Annotated in this window: 17 protein-coding genes and 1 tRNA gene; 7 read left to right on the top strand and 11 right to left on the bottom strand. The window is 58.9% G+C overall.

Going from position 1 to position 17,071, the window contains the following annotated elements:
- Position 1 precedes the first annotated feature (1 nt).
- The 9 genes from AC097W_RS02320 to AC097W_RS02280 all read right to left on the bottom strand — a co-directional run bounded on the left by AC097W_RS02320 (position 2) and on the right by AC097W_RS02280 (position 7,418).
- Positions 2 to 481, bottom strand: a complete 480-nt coding sequence (locus tag AC097W_RS02320; protein WP_094478019.1) for a NuoB/complex I 20 kDa subunit family protein — start codon at positions 479 to 481, stop codon at positions 2 to 4.
- Between the two features lie 4 nt (positions 482 to 485).
- A complete protein-coding gene (locus tag AC097W_RS02315; RefSeq protein WP_479600682.1) occupies positions 486 to 845 on the bottom strand; it encodes an NADH-quinone oxidoreductase subunit A in 360 nt (119 codons plus the stop codon).
- 61 nt (positions 846 to 906) lie between these two features.
- Positions 907 to 991: transfer RNA gene (locus AC097W_RS02310), tRNA-Leu, on the bottom strand.
- 117 nt (positions 992 to 1,108) lie between these two features.
- A complete protein-coding gene (gene secG, locus AC097W_RS02305; protein WP_479600680.1) occupies positions 1,109 to 1,465 on the bottom strand; it encodes a preprotein translocase subunit SecG in 357 nt (118 codons plus the stop codon).
- Positions 1,466 to 1,502: 37 nt separating this feature from the next.
- Complete coding sequence (gene tpiA, locus AC097W_RS02300) at positions 1,503 to 2,246, bottom strand: triose-phosphate isomerase (RefSeq protein WP_479600678.1); 744 nt, start codon at positions 2,244 to 2,246, stop codon at positions 1,503 to 1,505.
- Complete coding sequence (locus AC097W_RS02295) at positions 2,243 to 3,262, bottom strand: NAD(P)H-quinone oxidoreductase (RefSeq protein ID WP_479600676.1); 1,020 nt, start codon at positions 3,260 to 3,262, stop codon at positions 2,243 to 2,245. The genes tpiA and AC097W_RS02295 overlap by 4 nt, the downstream gene beginning before the upstream one ends.
- A 70-nt stretch (positions 3,263 to 3,332) precedes the next feature.
- Positions 3,333 to 5,450, bottom strand: coding sequence for a polyribonucleotide nucleotidyltransferase (gene pnp, locus AC097W_RS02290; protein ID WP_479600673.1), 2,118 nt, complete (start codon positions 5,448 to 5,450; stop codon positions 3,333 to 3,335).
- A 220-nt stretch (positions 5,451 to 5,670) separates the two neighbouring features.
- A complete protein-coding gene (gene rpsO / locus AC097W_RS02285) occupies positions 5,671 to 5,937 on the bottom strand; it encodes a 30S ribosomal protein S15 (RefSeq protein WP_479600670.1) in 267 nt (88 codons plus the stop codon).
- A gap of 164 nt (positions 5,938 to 6,101) precedes the next feature.
- Positions 6,102 to 7,418 carry a branched-chain amino acid ABC transporter substrate-binding protein gene (locus AC097W_RS02280; RefSeq protein ID WP_479600668.1) on the bottom strand — a complete coding sequence of 439 codons (1,317 nt, stop codon included), beginning with the start codon at positions 7,416 to 7,418 and terminating at the stop codon, positions 6,102 to 6,104.
- 94 nt (positions 7,419 to 7,512) lie between these two features.
- Between AC097W_RS02280 and AC097W_RS02275 the strand changes: the two genes are divergently transcribed.
- Positions 7,513 to 7,893: an Hsp20/alpha crystallin family protein gene (locus AC097W_RS02275; protein WP_479600666.1), complete on the top strand. Its 381-nt coding sequence runs from the start codon at positions 7,513 to 7,515 to the stop codon at positions 7,891 to 7,893.
- On the opposite strand, the gene tsaD is transcribed toward AC097W_RS02275, so the two are convergent.
- Positions 7,887 to 8,987 carry a tRNA (adenosine(37)-N6)-threonylcarbamoyltransferase complex transferase subunit TsaD gene (gene tsaD / locus AC097W_RS02270; RefSeq protein WP_479601280.1) on the bottom strand — a complete coding sequence of 367 codons (1,101 nt, stop codon included), beginning with the start codon at positions 8,985 to 8,987 and terminating at the stop codon, positions 7,887 to 7,889. The two genes, AC097W_RS02275 and tsaD, sit on opposite strands and share 7 nt — an antisense overlap.
- Positions 8,988 to 9,076: 89 nt before the next feature.
- Between tsaD and AC097W_RS02265 the strand changes: the two genes are divergently transcribed.
- The 6 genes from AC097W_RS02265 to AC097W_RS02240 all read left to right on the top strand — a co-directional run bounded on the left by AC097W_RS02265 (position 9,077) and on the right by AC097W_RS02240 (position 15,013).
- Positions 9,077 to 9,724, top strand: coding sequence for an ANTAR domain-containing response regulator (locus AC097W_RS02265; protein WP_479600662.1), 648 nt, complete (start codon positions 9,077 to 9,079; stop codon positions 9,722 to 9,724).
- Between the two features lie 10 nt (positions 9,725 to 9,734).
- Entirely contained in the window at positions 9,735 to 10,133 is a 399-nt protein-coding gene (locus AC097W_RS02260; protein ID WP_479600658.1) for a phage holin family protein, read from the top strand.
- Positions 10,134 to 10,162: 29 nt separating this feature from the next.
- The gene (locus AC097W_RS02255; RefSeq protein WP_479600655.1) at positions 10,163 to 11,566 is read left to right on the top strand and encodes a phospholipase D-like domain-containing protein; all 1,404 of its coding nucleotides are present in this window, start codon (positions 10,163 to 10,165) and stop codon (positions 11,564 to 11,566) included.
- A gap of 412 nt (positions 11,567 to 11,978) precedes the next feature.
- The gene (locus AC097W_RS02250; RefSeq protein WP_479600651.1) at positions 11,979 to 13,223 is read left to right on the top strand and encodes a CmpA/NrtA family ABC transporter substrate-binding protein; all 1,245 of its coding nucleotides are present in this window, start codon (positions 11,979 to 11,981) and stop codon (positions 13,221 to 13,223) included.
- Positions 13,224 to 13,247: 24 nt separating this feature from the next.
- Positions 13,248 to 14,180: a nitrate ABC transporter permease gene (ntrB, locus tag AC097W_RS02245; RefSeq protein WP_479600647.1), complete on the top strand. Its 933-nt coding sequence runs from the start codon at positions 13,248 to 13,250 to the stop codon at positions 14,178 to 14,180.
- Complete coding sequence (locus AC097W_RS02240; protein ID WP_479600645.1) at positions 14,177 to 15,013, top strand: ABC transporter ATP-binding protein; 837 nt, start codon at positions 14,177 to 14,179, stop codon at positions 15,011 to 15,013. The genes ntrB and AC097W_RS02240 overlap by 4 nt, the downstream gene beginning before the upstream one ends.
- 3 nt (positions 15,014 to 15,016) lie before the next feature.
- Here AC097W_RS02240 and arsA read toward each other — a convergent pair whose 3' ends face one another.
- On the bottom strand, positions 15,017 to 17,017 hold the full coding sequence (gene arsA / locus AC097W_RS02235) for an arsenical pump-driving ATPase (RefSeq protein ID WP_479600640.1): 2,001 nt from the start codon (positions 17,015 to 17,017) through the stop codon (positions 15,017 to 15,019).
- Positions 17,018 to 17,071 lie beyond the last annotated feature (54 nt).

Below are 17,071 nucleotides of genomic sequence, written 5' to 3'. Positions count from 1 at the left end.
CTCACGCCCGCGCGATGGTTTCAGTACGGCGAATCTTCTGCTGCAACTGCAAAATACCGTAGACCAGAGCCTCAGCAGTCGGAGGACAACCGGGAACATAGACATCCACCGGCACAATGCGATCACAACCGCGAACCACGGAATAGCTGTAGTGATAGTAACCACCACCGTTGGCACACGAGCCCATGCTGATCACCCAACGGGGCTCCGACATCTGGTCGTAGACCTTGCGCAGTGCGGGAGCCATTTTGTTGCACAGTGTGCCCGCAACAATCATCAAATCCGACTGACGGGGACTGGCCCGGAATACCTCTGAACCAAAACGACTCAAGTCGTAGCGCGCGGCCGCAGCGTGCATCATTTCTACAGCACAACATGCCAACCCAAAAGTCATGGGCCAAATGGAGCCGGTCTTTGCCCAATTCATCACCGAGTCGTAACTGGTGGTGACGAAGCCCTCTTTAAGAACACCTTCAATCATTACATTACTCCCAGTCCAAGGCGCCCTTTTGCCACATATAGGCAAAACCGAGGGTAAGCACACCGACAAACTCGACACCGATCAAGAAACCGAAAAAGCCGGTCTCCTTGAGCGTTACAGCCCACGGAAACAAAAAGGCAGTCTCCAGATCGAACAAGATGAACAAAATAGCAACCAAGTAATAGCGTACGTCGAACTTCATCCGAGCATCTTCAAACGCCTCAAAGCCACACTCATAGGGGGAGTTTTTTGCCGCATCAGGTCGGTTGGGACCCAAGATGTAGCCGAGCACTTGCGGGACTACGCCAATCGCAACGCCGACCAAGATGAACAAAAGAACGGGTAGATACTGATCGAGGTTCATCTTGAGATTCTGATCACTGTGTGTGGTTACCCAAGGTCAACCCTGAGCAAACACAATTGTCTGGTGCGGTCGGCGAGACTCGAACTCGCACAGCTTTCGCCACTACCCCCTCAAGATAGCGTGTCTACCAATTTCACCACGACCGCGGTTCTCATTTTCTGGATAGCGTGAGGAACCTCGCGGTTATTTGCCTTCCAGAATGCCTTAGAGTTTACCCTGAATTTCATCCCTTCCCGGGCGAGAAGGGGCAATTAAAACAGCAATTATTTTGCAGGAATCTGCGCGGCACCTGAAGCCGGGACCGCAGGCGCTGACGCTGCTTCAGCTACGAGTGGAGCAACTGCGGCTGCACCCTCCAGAACACTGCCCGAAGACACCGGACGCAAGTTACCAAAATACGCCAGCGCCAGAGTGGATATAAAAAATATCGTTGCCAGAACGGCCGTCGTGCGCGACAGAAAGTTTGCGCTTCCGCTCGCACCAAACAGACTGCCAGAACCGCCGCTACCAAAGGCGGCTCCCATGTCTGCACCCTTGCCGTGTTGCACCAGGATCAGGCCAATCATGGACAGTGCCGCAAGCATCTGAACCGTCAAAATAATCGTCAACACAATGTTCATTCTTAACTCCTAATTGAAAATCAGCCGCAACTACCGGTTAGCGGGCTGCTGCGATGATGGATAAAAAATCGGCGGCCTTGAGGGACGCGCCCCCGACCAGGCCGCCATCGATGTCTGCCTGACCCAGCAATTGGGCCGCATTGGCAGCGTTCATGCTGCCGCCATAAATAATGTGGACGCGGTCGGCCTGTGCAGTTGCCGCACGCAACTGACCACGCAACACCGCATGCACCTGCTGTGCTTCTTCAGGTGAGGCCGTCTTGCCGGTCCCAATCGCCCAAACCGGCTCATAAGCCACGACGATCTCACTGATGCAATGCCCGTTGGTATGGATAACGGCGGCGAGTTGGCGCTTGACAACCTCTTCGGTATGACCTGCCTCACGCTCAGCCAGTGTCTCACCTACGCAAACGATGGGAGTGATGCCGGCGGCCAGTGCACTTTGCGCCTTTGCAGCCACCACCACATCGGTTTCACCGTGGTACTGACGACGCTCCGAATGCCCGACAATGGCATACCGGGCACCGAACTCTCGCAGCATCTCTGCGGAGACTTCGCCTGTAAATGCACCGAAAGCGTGCTGGGAGACATCCTGAGCACCCAGGTCGATTCCGCTACCGGAGGCCAGTCGCTGTACCTGCGCCAAATAGGGCGCGGGTACACAAACCGCAACCAGGCACTTCCAGTTTGCAGATCCAGCTATGAGCGCCTGCACCAGCGTTTCGTTGGCTGCCATGGAGCCGTTCATCTTCCAGTTACCTGCAATCAGTTTTTTCTTCATGCTGTACCCCAAGTCAAAACAATCTTGCCTACATGCTGGTTGGATTCCATCAAGGCATGGGCACGCGACGCGCCACTACCACTGGCATGTTCCGCATCCTGCGCGTTGAACACACTGTGCACCACCGGCTTGATGCGGCCTGCGGCAATCAATGGCCAAACGCGCTGCAAACAGGCCTGGGCAATCGCTTGCTTGAACGCAATCGGTCGCGGTCGCAACGTGGATCCCGTGAGGGTCAGACGCTTGCGCATCACCAGACCCGCGTTGATCTCGCCCTGAACGCCACCCTGCACGGCAATGATGACCAGGCGGCCATCTTCTGCCATACAAGCCAGCTCCTTGGCGATGTAGTCACCAGCCACCATATCCAGCACCACATTCACACCACGGCCATCCGTCAGGCGCAAAACCTCGCTCTGGAAGTCCTGCGTTTTATAGTTGATGGCGTGATCCGCTCCCAAGGCCAGGCAGGCTTGGCATTTGGCATCACTGCCAGCAGTCACAATCACGGTCGCACCAAAGGCTTTGGCCAGCTGAATTGCCGTCACGCCGATGCCGCTGGAGCCACCCTGAATCAGCAGTGTTTCGCCGCTTTGCAGGCGTCCCCGGTCAAAAACATTGCTCCAGACGGTGAAAAAAGTTTCCGGCAACGAGGCCGCCTCAATGTCACTCAGTCCACCCGGTACCGGCAGGCACTGAGCCACGGGTGCGACGCAGAACTCCGCGTACCCACCACCCGCAACCAAGGCACACACCCGGTCACCCACCTGGAGATTGGCATGCTTCAGGGCCCCGGCATCGCCAGCAGCAATGATGCCTGCGATTTCGAGTCCGAGAATATCCGACGCGCCCGGAGGCGCCGGATAAAGTCCTGATCGCTGCAAGACATCAGGACGATTGACGCCGCTGGCGCTAACGCGAATAAGAACCTCGCCTGGACCCGCGACAGGCACAGGACGCTGTCCCAGACGCAGAACTTCCGGCCCGCCAAAGGATGCAATTTCAATAACGTTCATAGCATATTCAACCGATAGCCCCCGCCGCCGCTGCATGTGCAGCTATCGATTTACTAGCAGTAGTATTAAATCAACCTTGATCCGAAGACTGGGCAGGACGGTCCATCAGGGCTTTCATGGACAACTTGATACGACCTTTTTCGTCGGTTTCCATCACCTTGACCTTGACGATCTGACCTTCCGACAGGTAGTCGGAAACCTTCTCGACGCGCTCATGGGCGATCTGGCTGATGTGCAGCAAGCCGTCTTTGCCTGGCAGCAGGTTAACCAGTGCGCCGAAGTCCAGAATCTTGGTGATCGGGCCTTCGTAGACCTTGCCAATTTCCACTTCAGCCGTGATCTGCTCGATGCGGCGCTTGGCTTCTTCCGCCTTGGCTGGGTCAGCCGATGCGATGGTGATCGTGCCGTCTTCGTCGATGTTGATCTGCGTGCCGGTCTCTTCGGTCAACGCACGGATCACGGAGCCACCCTTGCCGATCACGTCACGGATCTTCTCGGGGTTGATCTTCATGGTGAACAGACGCGGTGCAAAAGTGGAAACTTCGGTCTTGGCTTCGGCCATGGCTTCCTGCATCTTGCCCAGAATGTGCATGCGCGCTTCTTTGGCCTGGGCCAGAGCGACCTGCATGATTTCCTTGGTGATGCCCTGGATCTTGATGTCCATCTGCAGCGCGGTAATCCCGTTGGTGGTACCGGCTACCTTGAAGTCCATGTCGCCCAGGTGGTCTTCGTCACCCAGAATGTCGGTCAGTACCGCGAAGCGGTTGTCTTCCTTGATCAGGCCCATGGCAATACCCGCCACGTGCGCTTTCATGGGAACGCCAGCGTCCATCAGGGACAGGCAGCCGCCGCAGACCGAAGCCATCGACGAGGAGCCGTTGGACTCGGTGATTTCCGACACGACCCGCATGGTGTACGGGAATTCTTCCTTGCTTGGCAGCACCGCAATCAGCGCGCGCTTCGCCAGACGGCCATGGCCGATTTCACGGCGCTTGGGGGTACCGACACGGCCCGTTTCGCCGGTGGCGAACGGAGGCATGTTGTAGTGCAGCATGAAGCGGTCTTCGTACTCGCCCGACAGGGCGTCAATACGCTGCGCATCGCGCTCGGTGCCCAGTGTGGTGACGACCAAAGCCTGTGTTTCACCACGGGTGAACAAGGCAGAACCGTGGGTACGGGGCAACACGCTGTTGCGAATTTCAATGGCACGCACGGTGCGGGTGTCGCGGCCGTCAATGCGGGGCTCGCCTGCCAGAATCTGGCCGCGAACAATCTTGGCTTCGATGTCGAACAGCATGCCGTCCACCGCCACGCTGTCAAACTCAACGCCTTCAGCCTTCAGACCCATCTTGGTCCAGGTCGTCACTTCACGCGTCGCCTTGGTGCGCGCCTGTTTGTTGCGGATCTGATAAGCAGCGGCCAGCTTTTCCTGAGCGAGTGCGCCCACTTTGGCGATCAGCACTTCATCTTTTGCAGGTGCTTTCCAGTCCCACACGGGCTTGCCCGCGTCACGCACCAGTTCATGGATGGCGTTGATGGCGATGTTGCCTTGCTCATGGCCAAACACCACAGCGCCCAACATAATTTCTTCGGACAGTTGCTGCGCTTCCGACTCCACCATCAACACGGCAGCTTCGGTACCGGCAACGACCAGATCCAGGATGGAATCTTTGCGTGCGGTCTGACCCGGATTCAAAACATACTCGCCATTAACGTAGCCCACGCGCGCCGCACCAATAGGGCCGTTGAATGGGATTCCGCTGATGGACAGCGCAGCGCTGACCGCGATCAGGGCAGCAATGTCGGCATCCACTTCAGGATTCAGCGACACGGTGTGCACCACAACGTGCACCTCGTTGAAGAAACCTTCAGGGAACAGCGGACGAATGGGGCGGTCGATCAGACGGCTAGTGAGTGTTTCAAACTCGCTGGGGCGGCCTTCGCGCTTGAAAAAGCTGCCGGGGATCTTGCCTGCGGCGTAGGTCTTTTCCAGATAGTCAACCGTCAACGGGAAGAAATCCTGACCAGCCTTGCCTTCAGTCTTGGCGACCACAGTGGCCAGCACCACGGTGCCATCCATATCCAGCAGCACGGCGCCGGTGGACTGGCGGGCGATTTCGCCGGTTTCCATGGTGACCGTGTTTTGGCCCCATTGGAAGGTCTTGGTAACTTTATTGAAAATGCTCATCTGTAATCTCCATTGAGTTTGGGAGGTGCAGGCCACCTCACCCGAGCCCAGAGGCTGCAACACAGAACACGATGCCATTCCAGAGAAATCCAGAAAATTGATCGTTTTCTAGACCCAATTCCTCTGGAATGACACAGCTTCGCTCTGCTTTTGCCGTCTCCGAAGTAAAAAACGCCTGAGCTAGTGAACTAACTCAGGCGTCTGTCATTCGCTTTAACGCTTACTTACGCAGACCCAGTTTCGCGATCAGTGCCACGTAACGGTCGTGGTCAACACGGTTCAGGTATGTCAACAGGCTTTTGCGCGTGTTGACCATGCGCACCAGACCGCGACGACCATGGTGGTCTTTTGCGTGGGTCTTGAAGTGGGGCATGAGTTCATTGATGCGGGCGGTCAACAGTGCAACTTGCACTTCAGGACTGCCGGTATCGGTTGGGCTGCGCTGGTTGTCTTTGACAACAGATGCTTTGATGCTGGAAGCGATCATTTCAATTTCCTGTACTTTTTGGGCTTGCAAGCGGGGCTGCAGGCTCCGGTTTCTGAACTTGCGCCCAATGCTGGAACTGCTTTGGGCGTGCGCCTTGCCGAATGCAAAGCCGCTCGATTATAGCGTGGGCTTGGAAGACGCGCCCAACGGCCCACGCAAGCGGTTCAAGGACGCTGCATTTTGCAGGTGGTGGGCTGCTCCGCCGCCACGGGCGCAATGGTCTTGATCACCCGAAATCCGTAGCCCGAGCCTTCCACATCAAATTTGACGCCGGGCGCACCCTGGCGCTCCATGACGCCCACCACCAGTGGCTGCTGAAACTGGTGGTCGGAGGCCCGCATAACACCCGTTTGCCCACCCAATGTGACGTTAGCCCTCTCCAACTGTGCGCCGACCGCTACCAAATCAATAGCATGGTTCGCGGTGACGCCACCCCGTTGACCCGCGCTCTCGACCGCCTGCGCCAGTGATTCAATCATCAGCTGCATGCGCATGTGGACATAGTCGTCCGCTGGCTGAGGGTAGCGGGCGCGGAATGAACGGTAAAACGCTTCACTGCCAGCGGTCTGCACATTGGGCAACCACTCCGCCACGGCCACCACTTTGCCAATGCCTGCATCCCCAATCGCGGCCTGTGCGCCCAGCGCGTTGCCGTAAAACGTGTAGAACTTGCCTTCAAATCCGACGTCCTTGGCCGCTTTGATCAACAAGGTCAGGTCATTGCCCCAATTCCCGGTGATAACCGCCTGCGCGCCGCTGGCCTTGATCTTGGTGGTATAGGGCAAAAAGTCTTTTACCCGCGCCATGGGGTGCAACTCGTCACCCACAATTTGCACATCCGGGCGCTGCAGAGCCAACTGGCGCCTTGCCTCGCGCAAAACGCCCTGGCCAAAGCTGTAGTCTTGCCCGATCAGATAGACGCTTTTTATCGCCTTGTCGTCCTTGATGACATCCATGAGTGCCGCCATGCGCATATCGGCGTGGGCATCAAACCGGAAATGCCAGAAGCTGCATTTCTCGTTGGTCAGTGACGGGTCAACGGCCGAGTAATTCAGGAAGAGGACACGTCGGGCAGGATCGCGCTCGTTGTGCTTATTGATGGCGTCGATCAATGCCGCCGCGTTGGCGGAGGAGTTGCCCTGCAAAACAATGCGCACCCCGTTGTCGATGGCCGATCGCAATGCTGAAAGTGCTTCCTCGCTCTGACCCTTGCTGTCATAGCGTTCCAGCGCCATCAGCTGGTTGCCGCCTGCGGCTGCAGACAGCTTGACACCGCCGCGCGCATTGACGCGCTCAACTGCCCACACGATGTTGCGAAAAACCGCTTCACCCGCATTGGCATTGGGCCCGCTCAAGCCCTCAATCAGGGCCAGCTTGATCGTTGCGGGAGGGGCTTCGGCCCGCACGGTAGACAGCAACAAGGGTGCGACACATAGCGCCGCAGCACACGATTTCAAGGCCCAACGTGAAAGAATAAACATGCAGATATTTCTCTTGAAATGAGAGGGATGAGGCGCAGCTTAGGTGCATGCGGCGCTCGCTGTGAGAGCCGCGCAGTGTACTAGGAGTACCTCCATGTTTTTTGCTACGACCGCCCAGCCCCAGATTCGCCGCCAAGCCTATGCCAACCCCGGCCGAACGCTGGAGCGCTTCATGGATGATGCGCTGCGCTCCACCAGCAACCGTGCCTGCGCATACACCCAGGATGAGACTGCGTTCAACCTGACACTGGATGTGCCCGGCATCGCCAAAGACCAATTGAACATCGCCATTGAGGGCGCCATTGTTCGCATTACCAGTAAAGAAGGTGCGCCCCGCAGCTACAAAGCCGCATACGAGCTGCCGCAAGACATCGACACTGCGCAGAGCGCTGCCAAACTCGAAAACGGCGTTCTGAGCCTGAAGCTGGTCAAAAAAGTGCCCGTCAGCACCGCCACCGAACTGGCGATTCACTGACCCAGCGACTGCAACGGCCAGCGCGGCTTGACATCAAATGCGTAGCTTGTGGTCGCTTCCTGCAGACCACTCTGCAGGCGCATGGCAGCCGCCATGGCAATCATGGCGCCGTTGTCGGTGCACAAATGCAACTCCGGGTAATGCACCCGGATGTTGCGTTTGGCGCACTCGGCGTTGAGTTGTTCTCGCAGACTCCGGTTGGCCCCCACTCCGCCAGCCACCACCAAGCGCTTCAAACCGGTTTGCTTCAACGCAATCAGTGATTTTTTGATCAGCACGTCCACAATGGCCGCCTGCGTAGATGCGGCCAGATCACAGCGTGCGGCGAGTGGCAGCTTCTCAAAACCCGCAGCTGTGCTGGGCGTCGTTTGCTCCACGGGCGCACCGGCAGTGGCGTGCGCCACCACCATGCGCTGGGCCTGCACCAGCACGGCGGTCTTGAGCCCGGCAAATGAAAAATCGAGATTGCCACTGTGCAACAAGGGCCGCGGTAAGGCGAACGCCTTCGGATTGCCCTCTTCGGCCATGCGGGCCAACGCGGGCCCGCCCGGATAACCCAGCCCCATGAGCTTGGCCGACTTGTCAAAAGCCTCGCCAGCGGCATCATCGATCGTTTCACCCAACAGTTCGTAACGCCCTACCCCGTCCACCCGCATCAACTGGGTATGCCCACCGGAAACCAGCAGGGCCACAAAAGGGAATTGGGGGGGGTCTTCACTCAGAAAGGGCGAAAGCAGGTGCCCCTCAAGATGGTGCACACCCAGCACCGGCTTGCCCAAGGCTGCACCCAGCGCACACGCCACACCGGCACCGACCAGCAAGGCACCCGCCAGACCCGGACCCCGGGTGTAGGCGACCACATCCACATCCGCCAGTGTTCGGTCTGCCGCCGTCAACACCTCTTGCGTCAGCGGCAGCACCCGGCGAATATGGTCGCGGCTGGCAAGTTCCGGAACCACGCCGCCAAAAGCCTGGTGCATCTCAATCTGGCTATACAGCGCATGGGACAGCAAGGTGGGCACACCACGGTCGTGGGTTTGCACCAGGGCCACCCCTGTCTCATCGCAAGACGACTCAATTCCCAGCACCAGCATGTTGTTCACCATAGGGCATGGAGTTTACCCAAGCACAATAGCGATGGCAGACCCTTAAAATTGGCTTGATTTTTGCATCCACTATCCACATGAACGAAGCGTTGCGCATTGTTGTTATTTCTGCTGACCTGGCCATTCATGACCCGCAAGACACCCACGCCCTCGACCAGGCCGAGCGCTCACGCAGCCTGCGTATTGGTTTGCTGGAAAGCGGATTCAACCTGGTTGCTTCCCTGCCCGCTGACGTATTCTTGACTGAACGCCTGGCTCAGCTGCAACCCGACCTGATCATTGTGGATGCAGAGAGCGAGGCCCGCGACGCACTGGAACATGTCGTGATGGCCACCCGCGATGCGCGCCGCCCCATCGTCATGTTCACCAATGACAATGACACATCCAATGCACGGGCCGCCGTTGCCGCAGGCGTGTCGGCCTACATCGTGGCGGGTCTTTCAGCAGACCGCATTCGCCCCATTCTGGACGTGGCGCTGGCGCGTTTCCAGCACGAGCAGGCCTTGCGGGCCGAACTGGCCACCACGCGCAGCGAACTCAACGAGCTCAGTGCTGAACTCAGGGACCGCAAAGTCATAGACCGCGCCAAGGTCCTGCTGATGGAGCGCCAGCAGCTCACCGAAGAAGCGGCCTACTCCAAGCTGCGTAAGACGGCCATGGACAAGAACCTCAAGATTGTGGATGTTGCCCAGCGCATGCTGGACGTGGCGGACCTGCTGGGCTAGGATCAGCCGAATGGAAAATATTTCACCCTTCTTGCTGCACTGGGCCATTACGGCGGTCTCTCTCTGGGCCGCCAGTCATATTTTCAAGGGTCTGAAGTTTGACGACACTGCGTCACTCATCGTCTCGGCGCTACTGCTCGGCTTTGCCAACGCCATCATCAAGCCGCTGCTCATCGTTCTCACCCTGCCGTTGACCTTGTTGACGTTTGGTCTGTTTGTACTGGTCATCAATGCCTTGATGATTTTGCTGGTCGCGTGGCTCGTCAGGGGCTTCAAGGTCTCCGGCTTCTGGACTGCGTTCTTTGCCAGCATGTTTATCGGCCTGCTCAGTATCGTGATGGGATCTTTCGTCATCACAAGCAGCCCTGAAACAACCATCCAGATGCCCCAGCACGGGCGTTGGCTTTAGCCGTCTAAGGGAACACTTTAGCCTCTGAAATGCCCGGCATCCACTGGCTGACGTTGCACAGCGTTCTGGTGATCTTCGGTCTCACCATCTACGTTGTCGCATCGCACTCCCGGCGTCAGCGCCGACATCCATCCGCAGCCATTGCCTGGGTCGTTTCGCTGGCACTGCTGCCCTATCTGGCGCTTCCGCTCTACCTCCTGTTTGGCAGCCGAAAGATTCCTCGCGACCTGCTACTGCGGCACGCGACCGTTTTGCCGCTGGCGGGTCGACGGCTCAACACCCCGGCCGCCAATTTCCAGCAACTCGCTGCCGCGATGGGGGTAACAGCCGCGTCGACCTATCAACCACTGCGCATTCACGAAAACGGTCAGCAGGCCCTGCAAGCACTTCGGGAGGTGATGCAAGGATCCACCCGTACCCTGGACCTATGCACCTTTCTTCTGGGCCGGGACGCCTTGGGAGACGAAATAGCCAGCATGCTGATGCGCCAGGCACAGGCCGGTGTGCGGGTTCGCCTGCTGATCGACGGCGTCGGCGTTTACCTGGGGGGACGGCCGGACCTGAAGCGGCTGTCTGCGGCTGGCGTCCAGGTCGCACGGTTTGTCTCGCCCCTGCGATCGCCACTCCCCGGGCGCACCAACTTGCGCAATCACCGCAAAATGGTGATCGCTGATGGAGAGCGACTGTGGACGGGTGGCCGCAACCTGGCGGCTGAATACTTTGTCGGTGATTTGCTGGCAAAGCATCCGCAGGCTCCATGGACCGACTTGAGTTTTGACCTGGCCGGGGGTCTGGCGCGTCAGGCACAGGGCCAGTTCGATCTGGACTGGGCGTTCGCAACCCAGAGCCCGCAGCGCAGTGCAACAGAAACCCGCACTCCTCCAATCGATGCCGGCCTGGCGCAAGCACAATTCATCGCCAGCGGACCGGACCAAGCGGACGACACCTTGCATGCGCTGCTGGTATCGAGCTGTTTCACCGCACAAAACCGGATTCTGGCGATCACACCCTATTTCGTACCCGATGCGGCGCTGTTGATGGCACTCACGCTGGCCGCACGTCGCGGGGTCGCGGTGGACCTGGTTTTGCCACGGCGGTCGAACCATCGACTGGCCGATATGGCGCGCCACGCGGCCCTGCGCGAGCTGTCGGCGGCGGGTGCCCGCGTCTGGCTGACACCCGGGATGATGCATGCCAAAGCCATCATTGTTGATGATGAACTGGCCTTGGCAGGTTCGGCCAATATTGACGAACGCAGCCTGTTTCTGAATTACGAAATGATGGTGGCATTTTTTGACCCCACGGACGTCCAGCGATTCGCACACTGGATCGATCACCAGCGAATGGGCGCCATACCCTACCGTTCGCAGCCGCCGGGCATATTGCGCGGGCTGGCCGAGGGATCGATCCGGTTGCTGGCGTTTCAGCTCTGAGTCATCCTTCCACCTGATCGCAGGGGATGCCGGCTGGCCGGACCGGAAGCAGACCGGCGAAGCGGCTTGCATTTGGTGCGCCGCACAATTTCAGTGCCCCTGCCCAACGGCTGCAATGCCGTGATCGTTCGGCACAAAAAACCGCCTTAGCCCTCGTCAATACTGCGTATGCAGCTATAAAAACAGTAGCATATTGCATCCAGTCCATTCAGAAATCACCTGTCCAGCAACCTGGCACGCTCATTGCTTCACTCCCAACAAGACCACTGAGGGTCAACTGACAAGCTTTACCCAACGACGGGCAAGGCCTGTCAATCCGGACAAAGGCGTCCCCACCAGCACTTGGCTTCCATGAAGCGCCGTGCTGTGTGCGGACGCCTTTTTTTGTTTTTGCAACTGATGGAGCTTTGCCATGACTGATCTTCTCAAAACCAAACTCAGCCGCCGCGCCGTGCTGCAAACCGCCGCGGTGGGTGCCATTGGCATCAACCCCGCCCTGCGCGCCGCCGTGTATGCCGCAGGATCTGATGCCCCTGAGAAAACCGAGGTCAAGGTTGGCTTCATTCCCCTGACCGACTGCGCCAGCGTCGTGATGGCCTCGGTGCTGGGCATCGACAAGAAGTATGGCGTCAAGATCATCCCCAGCAAAGAGGCCTCCTGGGCTGGCGTGCGCGACAAGCTGGTCAACGGCGAGCTGGATTTCGCCCATGTGCTCTACGGTCTGATCTACGGGGTGCACCTGGGGGTCAGCGGCCCCAAGAAAGACATGGCCGTGCTGATGACGCTCAACCAGAATGGCCAGGCCATTACGCTGTCCAAAAAGCTGGCTGACAAAGGCGCTGTCGACGGTGCAGGCCTTGCCAAGCTGATGGCCCGCGAAAAGCGTGAATACACCTTTGCCCAGACCTTCCCCACCGGCACCCACGCCATGTGGCTGTACTACTGGATGGCAGCCAATGGCATTAACCCCATTACCGACGCCAAGGTCATCACGGTGCCACCACCGCAGATGGTGGCCAACATGCGTGTCGGCAATATGGACGGCTTTTGCGTGGGTGAGCCCTGGAACCACCGCGCCATCATTGACGGCATTGGCGTCACTGCCACCACCACGCAGGACATCTGGAAAGACCACCCCGAAAAGGTGCTGGGCACCACGGGTGACTTCGTCAAGAAATACCCCAACACCGCGCGTGCCGTGACCGCCGCCATCATCGAAGCCGGCCAGTGGATTGACGCCAGCCTGTCCAACAAGAACAAGATGGCAGAAACCATTGCCGACAAGAGCTATGTCAACACCAGCGTGGACGCCATCAACCAGCGCATTCTGGGCCGCTACCAGAACGGCATGGGCAAGACCTGGGACGACGCCAACCACATGAAGTTCTTCAACGAAGGCACCGTCAACTTCCCCTACCTGTCGGATGGCATGTGGTTCCTGACCCAGCAAAAACGCTGGGGCCTGCTCAAGGAACACCCTGACTACCTGGCTGTGGCCAAACAGATCAACCAGATCGACATCTACAAGCAGGCCGCTACCGCTGCCAAAACGCCCATTCCGAAGGACGCCATGCGCAGCGCCAAGCTGATGGACGGCGTGGTCTGGGACGGCAAGGACCCGAAAAAGTACGCCGACGGTTTCAAGATCAAAGCCTGAACACTTGCCCACTAGGAGAACACCATGGTCAGCGCCGTATTCCACTCGCCCCTGTCTGCTACGGCAGAGAGTCATGCTATCAAAAAAGAAGCTGCTAACGCATATTCCACGGGGGCTACAGGCATGAAAGATGCGCAAACTCCGGTCACGACCCCCGCGGGCAAGCCATCCTTCGACGGGCGCGGTCTGGTGTTGGCCGTGCTGCCGCCCGTACTCGGACTGGTCCTGCTGATTGGCATTTGGGCGCTGGTGAGCATCAGCACTTCCAGCAGCATTCCCAGCCCCTGGGAAACCTGGAAGCAGGCACTCACCATCTTCGCTGACCCGTTCTACCGCAAGGGCCCCAACGACCAGGGCGTGGGCTGGAATGTGCTGATGTCGCTGGAGCGCGTAGCGGTGGGTTTTGGCCTGGCCGCGGCGGTGGGCATTCCTGCGGGCTTTGTGATCGGGCGCTTTGACTTTTTGGGCCGCATGTTCAACCCACTGATCAGCCTGCTGCGCCCGGTCTCACCGCTGGCCTGGCTGCCGATTGGCCTGCTGGTGTTCAAGGGGGCCAACCCGGCCGCCATCTGGACCATTTTCATCTGCAGCATCTGGCCCATGATCATCAACACGGCGGTTGGCGTGCAACGCGTGCCACAGGACTACATGAACGTGGCACGTGTGCTCAACCTGAGCGAGTGGAAGATTTTTACCAAGATCCTCTTCCCTGCCGTGCTGCCCTACATGCTTACCGGTGTGCGTCTGGCCGTGGGCACTGCATGGCTGGTGATCGTGGCCGCCGAGATGCTGACCGGCGGCGTGGGCATTGGCTTCTGGGTGTGGGACGAGTGGAACAACCTGAACGTCAAGAACATCATCATCGCCATCTTCGTGATTGGCATCGTCGGACTGGTACTGGAGTACCTGTTGATCAAGGTCGCAACCGCATTTACGTTTGAAGAGGTGAAATCATGAACGAATCACTCACTACCAAATTCATCGAAGTCCAGAACGTCGAGCAGACTTTCAAAACCCGCAAAGGGCCGTTTTGCGCACTGCGCGACATCAATCTGACCATCGCCAAAGGCGAGTTTGTGGCGCTGATCGGCCACTCGGGCTGCGGCAAGTCCACGCTGCTCAACCTGATTGCCGGGCTGACGATGCCGACGCACGGCGCGCTGCTGTGTGCCAACCGCGAAATCGCTGGCCCCGGCCCCGAGCGCGCCGTGGTGTTCCAGAACCACTCGCTGCTGCCCTGGCTCACCTGCTTCGAGAACGTGTACCTGGGCGTGGAACGCGTGTTTGGCGCCGCCTCCAAAAGCACCGGTGCATCGGCAGAGAACAAGGCCCAGCTGATGGCCCGCACTGACGCGGCACTGGCGCTGGTAGGCCTCACACCCGCCGCGCAGAAACGCCCTGGCGAAATCTCGGGCGGCATGAAGCAGCGCGTGGGCATTGCCCGTGCGCTGGCCATGGAGCCCAAAGTACTGCTCATGGACGAGCCCTTTGGTGCGCTGGACGCCCTGACACGCGCCAAGCTGCAGGACGAACTGCTGGAAATTGTGGCCCGCACCCAGAGCACCGTGGTGATGGTGACCCACGATGTGGACGAAGCCGTGCTGCTGTCCGACAAGATCGTGATGATGACCAACGGCCCCTCGGCCACCATTGGCGAGGTGCTATCGGTGGATCTGCCCCGCCCCCGCAAGCGGGTGGAGCTGGCCGACAGCACCCAGTACCTGGGCTACCGCAAGGCCGTGATTGACTTTCTGTACACCCGCCAGGCGCACGTCGAAAAAGCGGCTTGACTTCTATGGGCTGGCTGCGGTCACCAGCTTGGTTAACTCTTCCACGCCAATGGGGGGGCGTGCCAGCCACGGCAAAACGTAGGTCTTCTTGGCAAGGCCGTCTGAGATACGCTCCAACTGGCGAACCTCACCACTCAGGCGGGCGCTCAGCAAGGGATCGTGGGTACCGGCTGCCAGAACACTCTTGTTGATCACCCACGCAAAGGGCTCAATGCTGGCTCTGCGCAGATCTTCCTGCAGTGCCTGTGCCTGCGATACGGGCGTGATCTCGGGCAGCGTAACCAGAATAATGCGGGTGTAGGCAGGGTCCTGCAAACGCATCAGCGGCGTGACCACATGACCTGCACCGTGCCCCTCAAACTCGCGCATCATTTGCCGGTGATAGGCCCCCGTGGCATCCATCAACAAGAGTGAATGGCCGGTGGGTGCGGTGTCCAGCACGACGAACGCGCTGCGCGCCTCACTCACCACCTTGGAGAAAGCGTGAAATACCGCAACCTCTTCGGTACAGGGCGAACGCAAGTCTTCCAGCATCAACGCACGCTCCTGTGCATCCAGCCCGGCACCTTTGGTTGCCATGATCTTGTCAACATACTTCTGTGTCTCGGCGATCGGATCAATACGGTCCACACGCAGGCCTTCAACCGCCCCGTCAAGGGTGCGCACCAGATGCGCGGCCGGATCCGTGGTGCTCAAATGCACGGTCTTGCCACGCTGAACCAGGCCGAGCGCCAGGGCCGCCGCAATCGTGGTCTTTCCGACTCCGCCTTTGCCCATGACCATGATCAAGCCACGGTCCGCATGGGCCAACTCGTCAGCCAGCGCATCCAGTCCCGCCACGGGCTTGAGCGTTTGGGGTAGCACCGCAATCTCACTGCCGTGTGACAGGCTTCCTTCAACCAGCAACGCACGCAAAGCCGGCAGACCCACGGTATCAAACGGACGCAATGGGACCTGGTCTTGGGGTAGCGCAAGAAGATTCTTGGGCATCGCATCCAGCGCCTGAGTGCCCACACCTTCAATGGCCACAGCGACTGCATCATTGCGATCGGTCGCATGAAATACGCCGTTGATCACCAGGCGCTGGTTGTGCAGGCCCAGGGTCTGCAACTCGTCGGAGGTGCGCGATGCCTCGCCAATTGCTCCCGCGTCGGCACGGGTCACCAGTACCACGGTGGTCAACGCCGGGTCGCAGAGCGCATCCAGAGCCGCCTTGAACCGAATCTCCTGCATCTTCAAGCCAGAGTGCGGGCCCAGGCAGGAGGCGCCCTGGTCGTTGTCAGCCAGGAACCCGCTCCAGGCTTTGGGCAAGCTGAGCAGCCGCAGCGTATGGCCCGTGGGCGCGGTATCAAAAACGATGTGATCGTAGTTCTGGTCTGTATCCGACAGGAGCGACGCAAATTCATCAAAGGAGGCAATCTCTGTGGTGCATGCGCCCGACAGTTGCTCTCGGACGGTTGCAATCTCCTTGTCGCTCGCATCAACGCCCATCTGGTCCACCACGCGTTGCCGGTAGGACTCTGCGGCGTTGTCAGGGTCAATATTCAAAACCGACAATCCGGCCGCGCCCGGAACGGGGGTGGGCTGGTTGCGCAGCGGAACGCCCAGCATTTCATCCAGGTTCGACGCCGCGTCGGTACTGACCAGCAGAACCTTCTTCCCGGAATCTGCAAGTCGCAAGGCCACGGCGGTCGAAAGCGATGTTTTGCCAACGCCGCCCTTACCCGTGAAAAACAGATGCCGGGTCGGGTGCGTCAGAAGGCCCAAGGATTGCAGCTGTAACCAGGATCGCACTTGCTCATGCGACGGAATGCCGCCAGCATGAACCACTTGCCCGTGGATGATGACAGCGGGTGTCGCCGTAACGCCATGGCTCTGGATCGCTTCGCGATCCTCTATTTTTTCCAGCTCCAGGGGCACGCCAAGATCTTTTGCCACCCGTTCGATCATCGCGGTCGTGCTCTGGCACTTGCTGCACCCCGGGCCCAGGACTTTAACTTTCATTGGTTTTCACTCGCAGAGAAAATATTTTCTTGAAAAAACATATTCAGTAGAGTC

This window comes from Rhodoferax sp. GT1R46 (genome assembly GCF_056521285.1).
Note: the sequence above shows the minus strand (reverse complement) of the source record. Positions and strands in the feature narration are given on the sequence as shown.

Bases quoted from the DNA above. Each gene is read 5' to 3' on its own strand.
- arsA (WP_479600640.1), bottom strand. From the start codon at position 17,017: ATGAAAGTTAAAGTCCTGGGCCCGGGGTGCAGCAAGTGCCAGAGCACG.
- AC097W_RS02255 (WP_479600655.1), top strand. From the start codon at position 10,163: ATGCCCGGCATCCACTGGCTGACGTTGCACAGCGTTCTGGTGATCTTC.
- secG (WP_479600680.1), bottom strand. From the start codon at position 1,465: ATGAACATTGTGTTGACGATTATTTTGACGGTTCAGATGCTTGCGGCA.
- AC097W_RS02240 (WP_479600645.1), top strand. From the start codon at position 14,177: ATGAACGAATCACTCACTACCAAATTCATCGAAGTCCAGAACGTCGAG.
- AC097W_RS02260 (WP_479600658.1), top strand. From the start codon at position 9,735: ATGGAAAATATTTCACCCTTCTTGCTGCACTGGGCCATTACGGCGGTC.
- tpiA (WP_479600678.1), bottom strand. From the start codon at position 2,246: ATGAAGAAAAAACTGATTGCAGGTAACTGGAAGATGAACGGCTCCATG.
- pnp (WP_479600673.1), bottom strand. From the start codon at position 5,450: ATGAGCATTTTCAATAAAGTTACCAAGACCTTCCAATGGGGCCAAAAC.
- AC097W_RS02265 (WP_479600662.1), top strand. From the start codon at position 9,077: ATGAACGAAGCGTTGCGCATTGTTGTTATTTCTGCTGACCTGGCCATT.
- rpsO (WP_479600670.1), bottom strand. From the start codon at position 5,937: ATGATCGCTTCCAGCATCAAAGCATCTGTTGTCAAAGACAACCAGCGC.
- AC097W_RS02315 (WP_479600682.1), bottom strand. From the start codon at position 845: ATGAACCTCGATCAGTATCTACCCGTTCTTTTGTTCATCTTGGTCGGC.
- AC097W_RS02295 (WP_479600676.1), bottom strand. From the start codon at position 3,262: ATGAACGTTATTGAAATTGCATCCTTTGGCGGGCCGGAAGTTCTGCGT.
- ntrB (WP_479600647.1), top strand. From the start codon at position 13,248: ATGGTCAGCGCCGTATTCCACTCGCCCCTGTCTGCTACGGCAGAGAGT.
- AC097W_RS02320 (WP_094478019.1), bottom strand. From the start codon at position 481: ATGATTGAAGGTGTTCTTAAAGAGGGCTTCGTCACCACCAGTTACGAC.
- tsaD (WP_479601280.1), bottom strand. From the start codon at position 8,987: ATGCTGGTGCTGGGAATTGAGTCGTCTTGCGATGAGACAGGGGTGGCC.
- AC097W_RS02250 (WP_479600651.1), top strand. From the start codon at position 11,979: ATGACTGATCTTCTCAAAACCAAACTCAGCCGCCGCGCCGTGCTGCAA.
- AC097W_RS02275 (WP_479600666.1), top strand. From the start codon at position 7,513: ATGTTTTTTGCTACGACCGCCCAGCCCCAGATTCGCCGCCAAGCCTAT.
- AC097W_RS02280 (WP_479600668.1), bottom strand. From the start codon at position 7,418: ATGTTTATTCTTTCACGTTGGGCCTTGAAATCGTGTGCTGCGGCGCTA.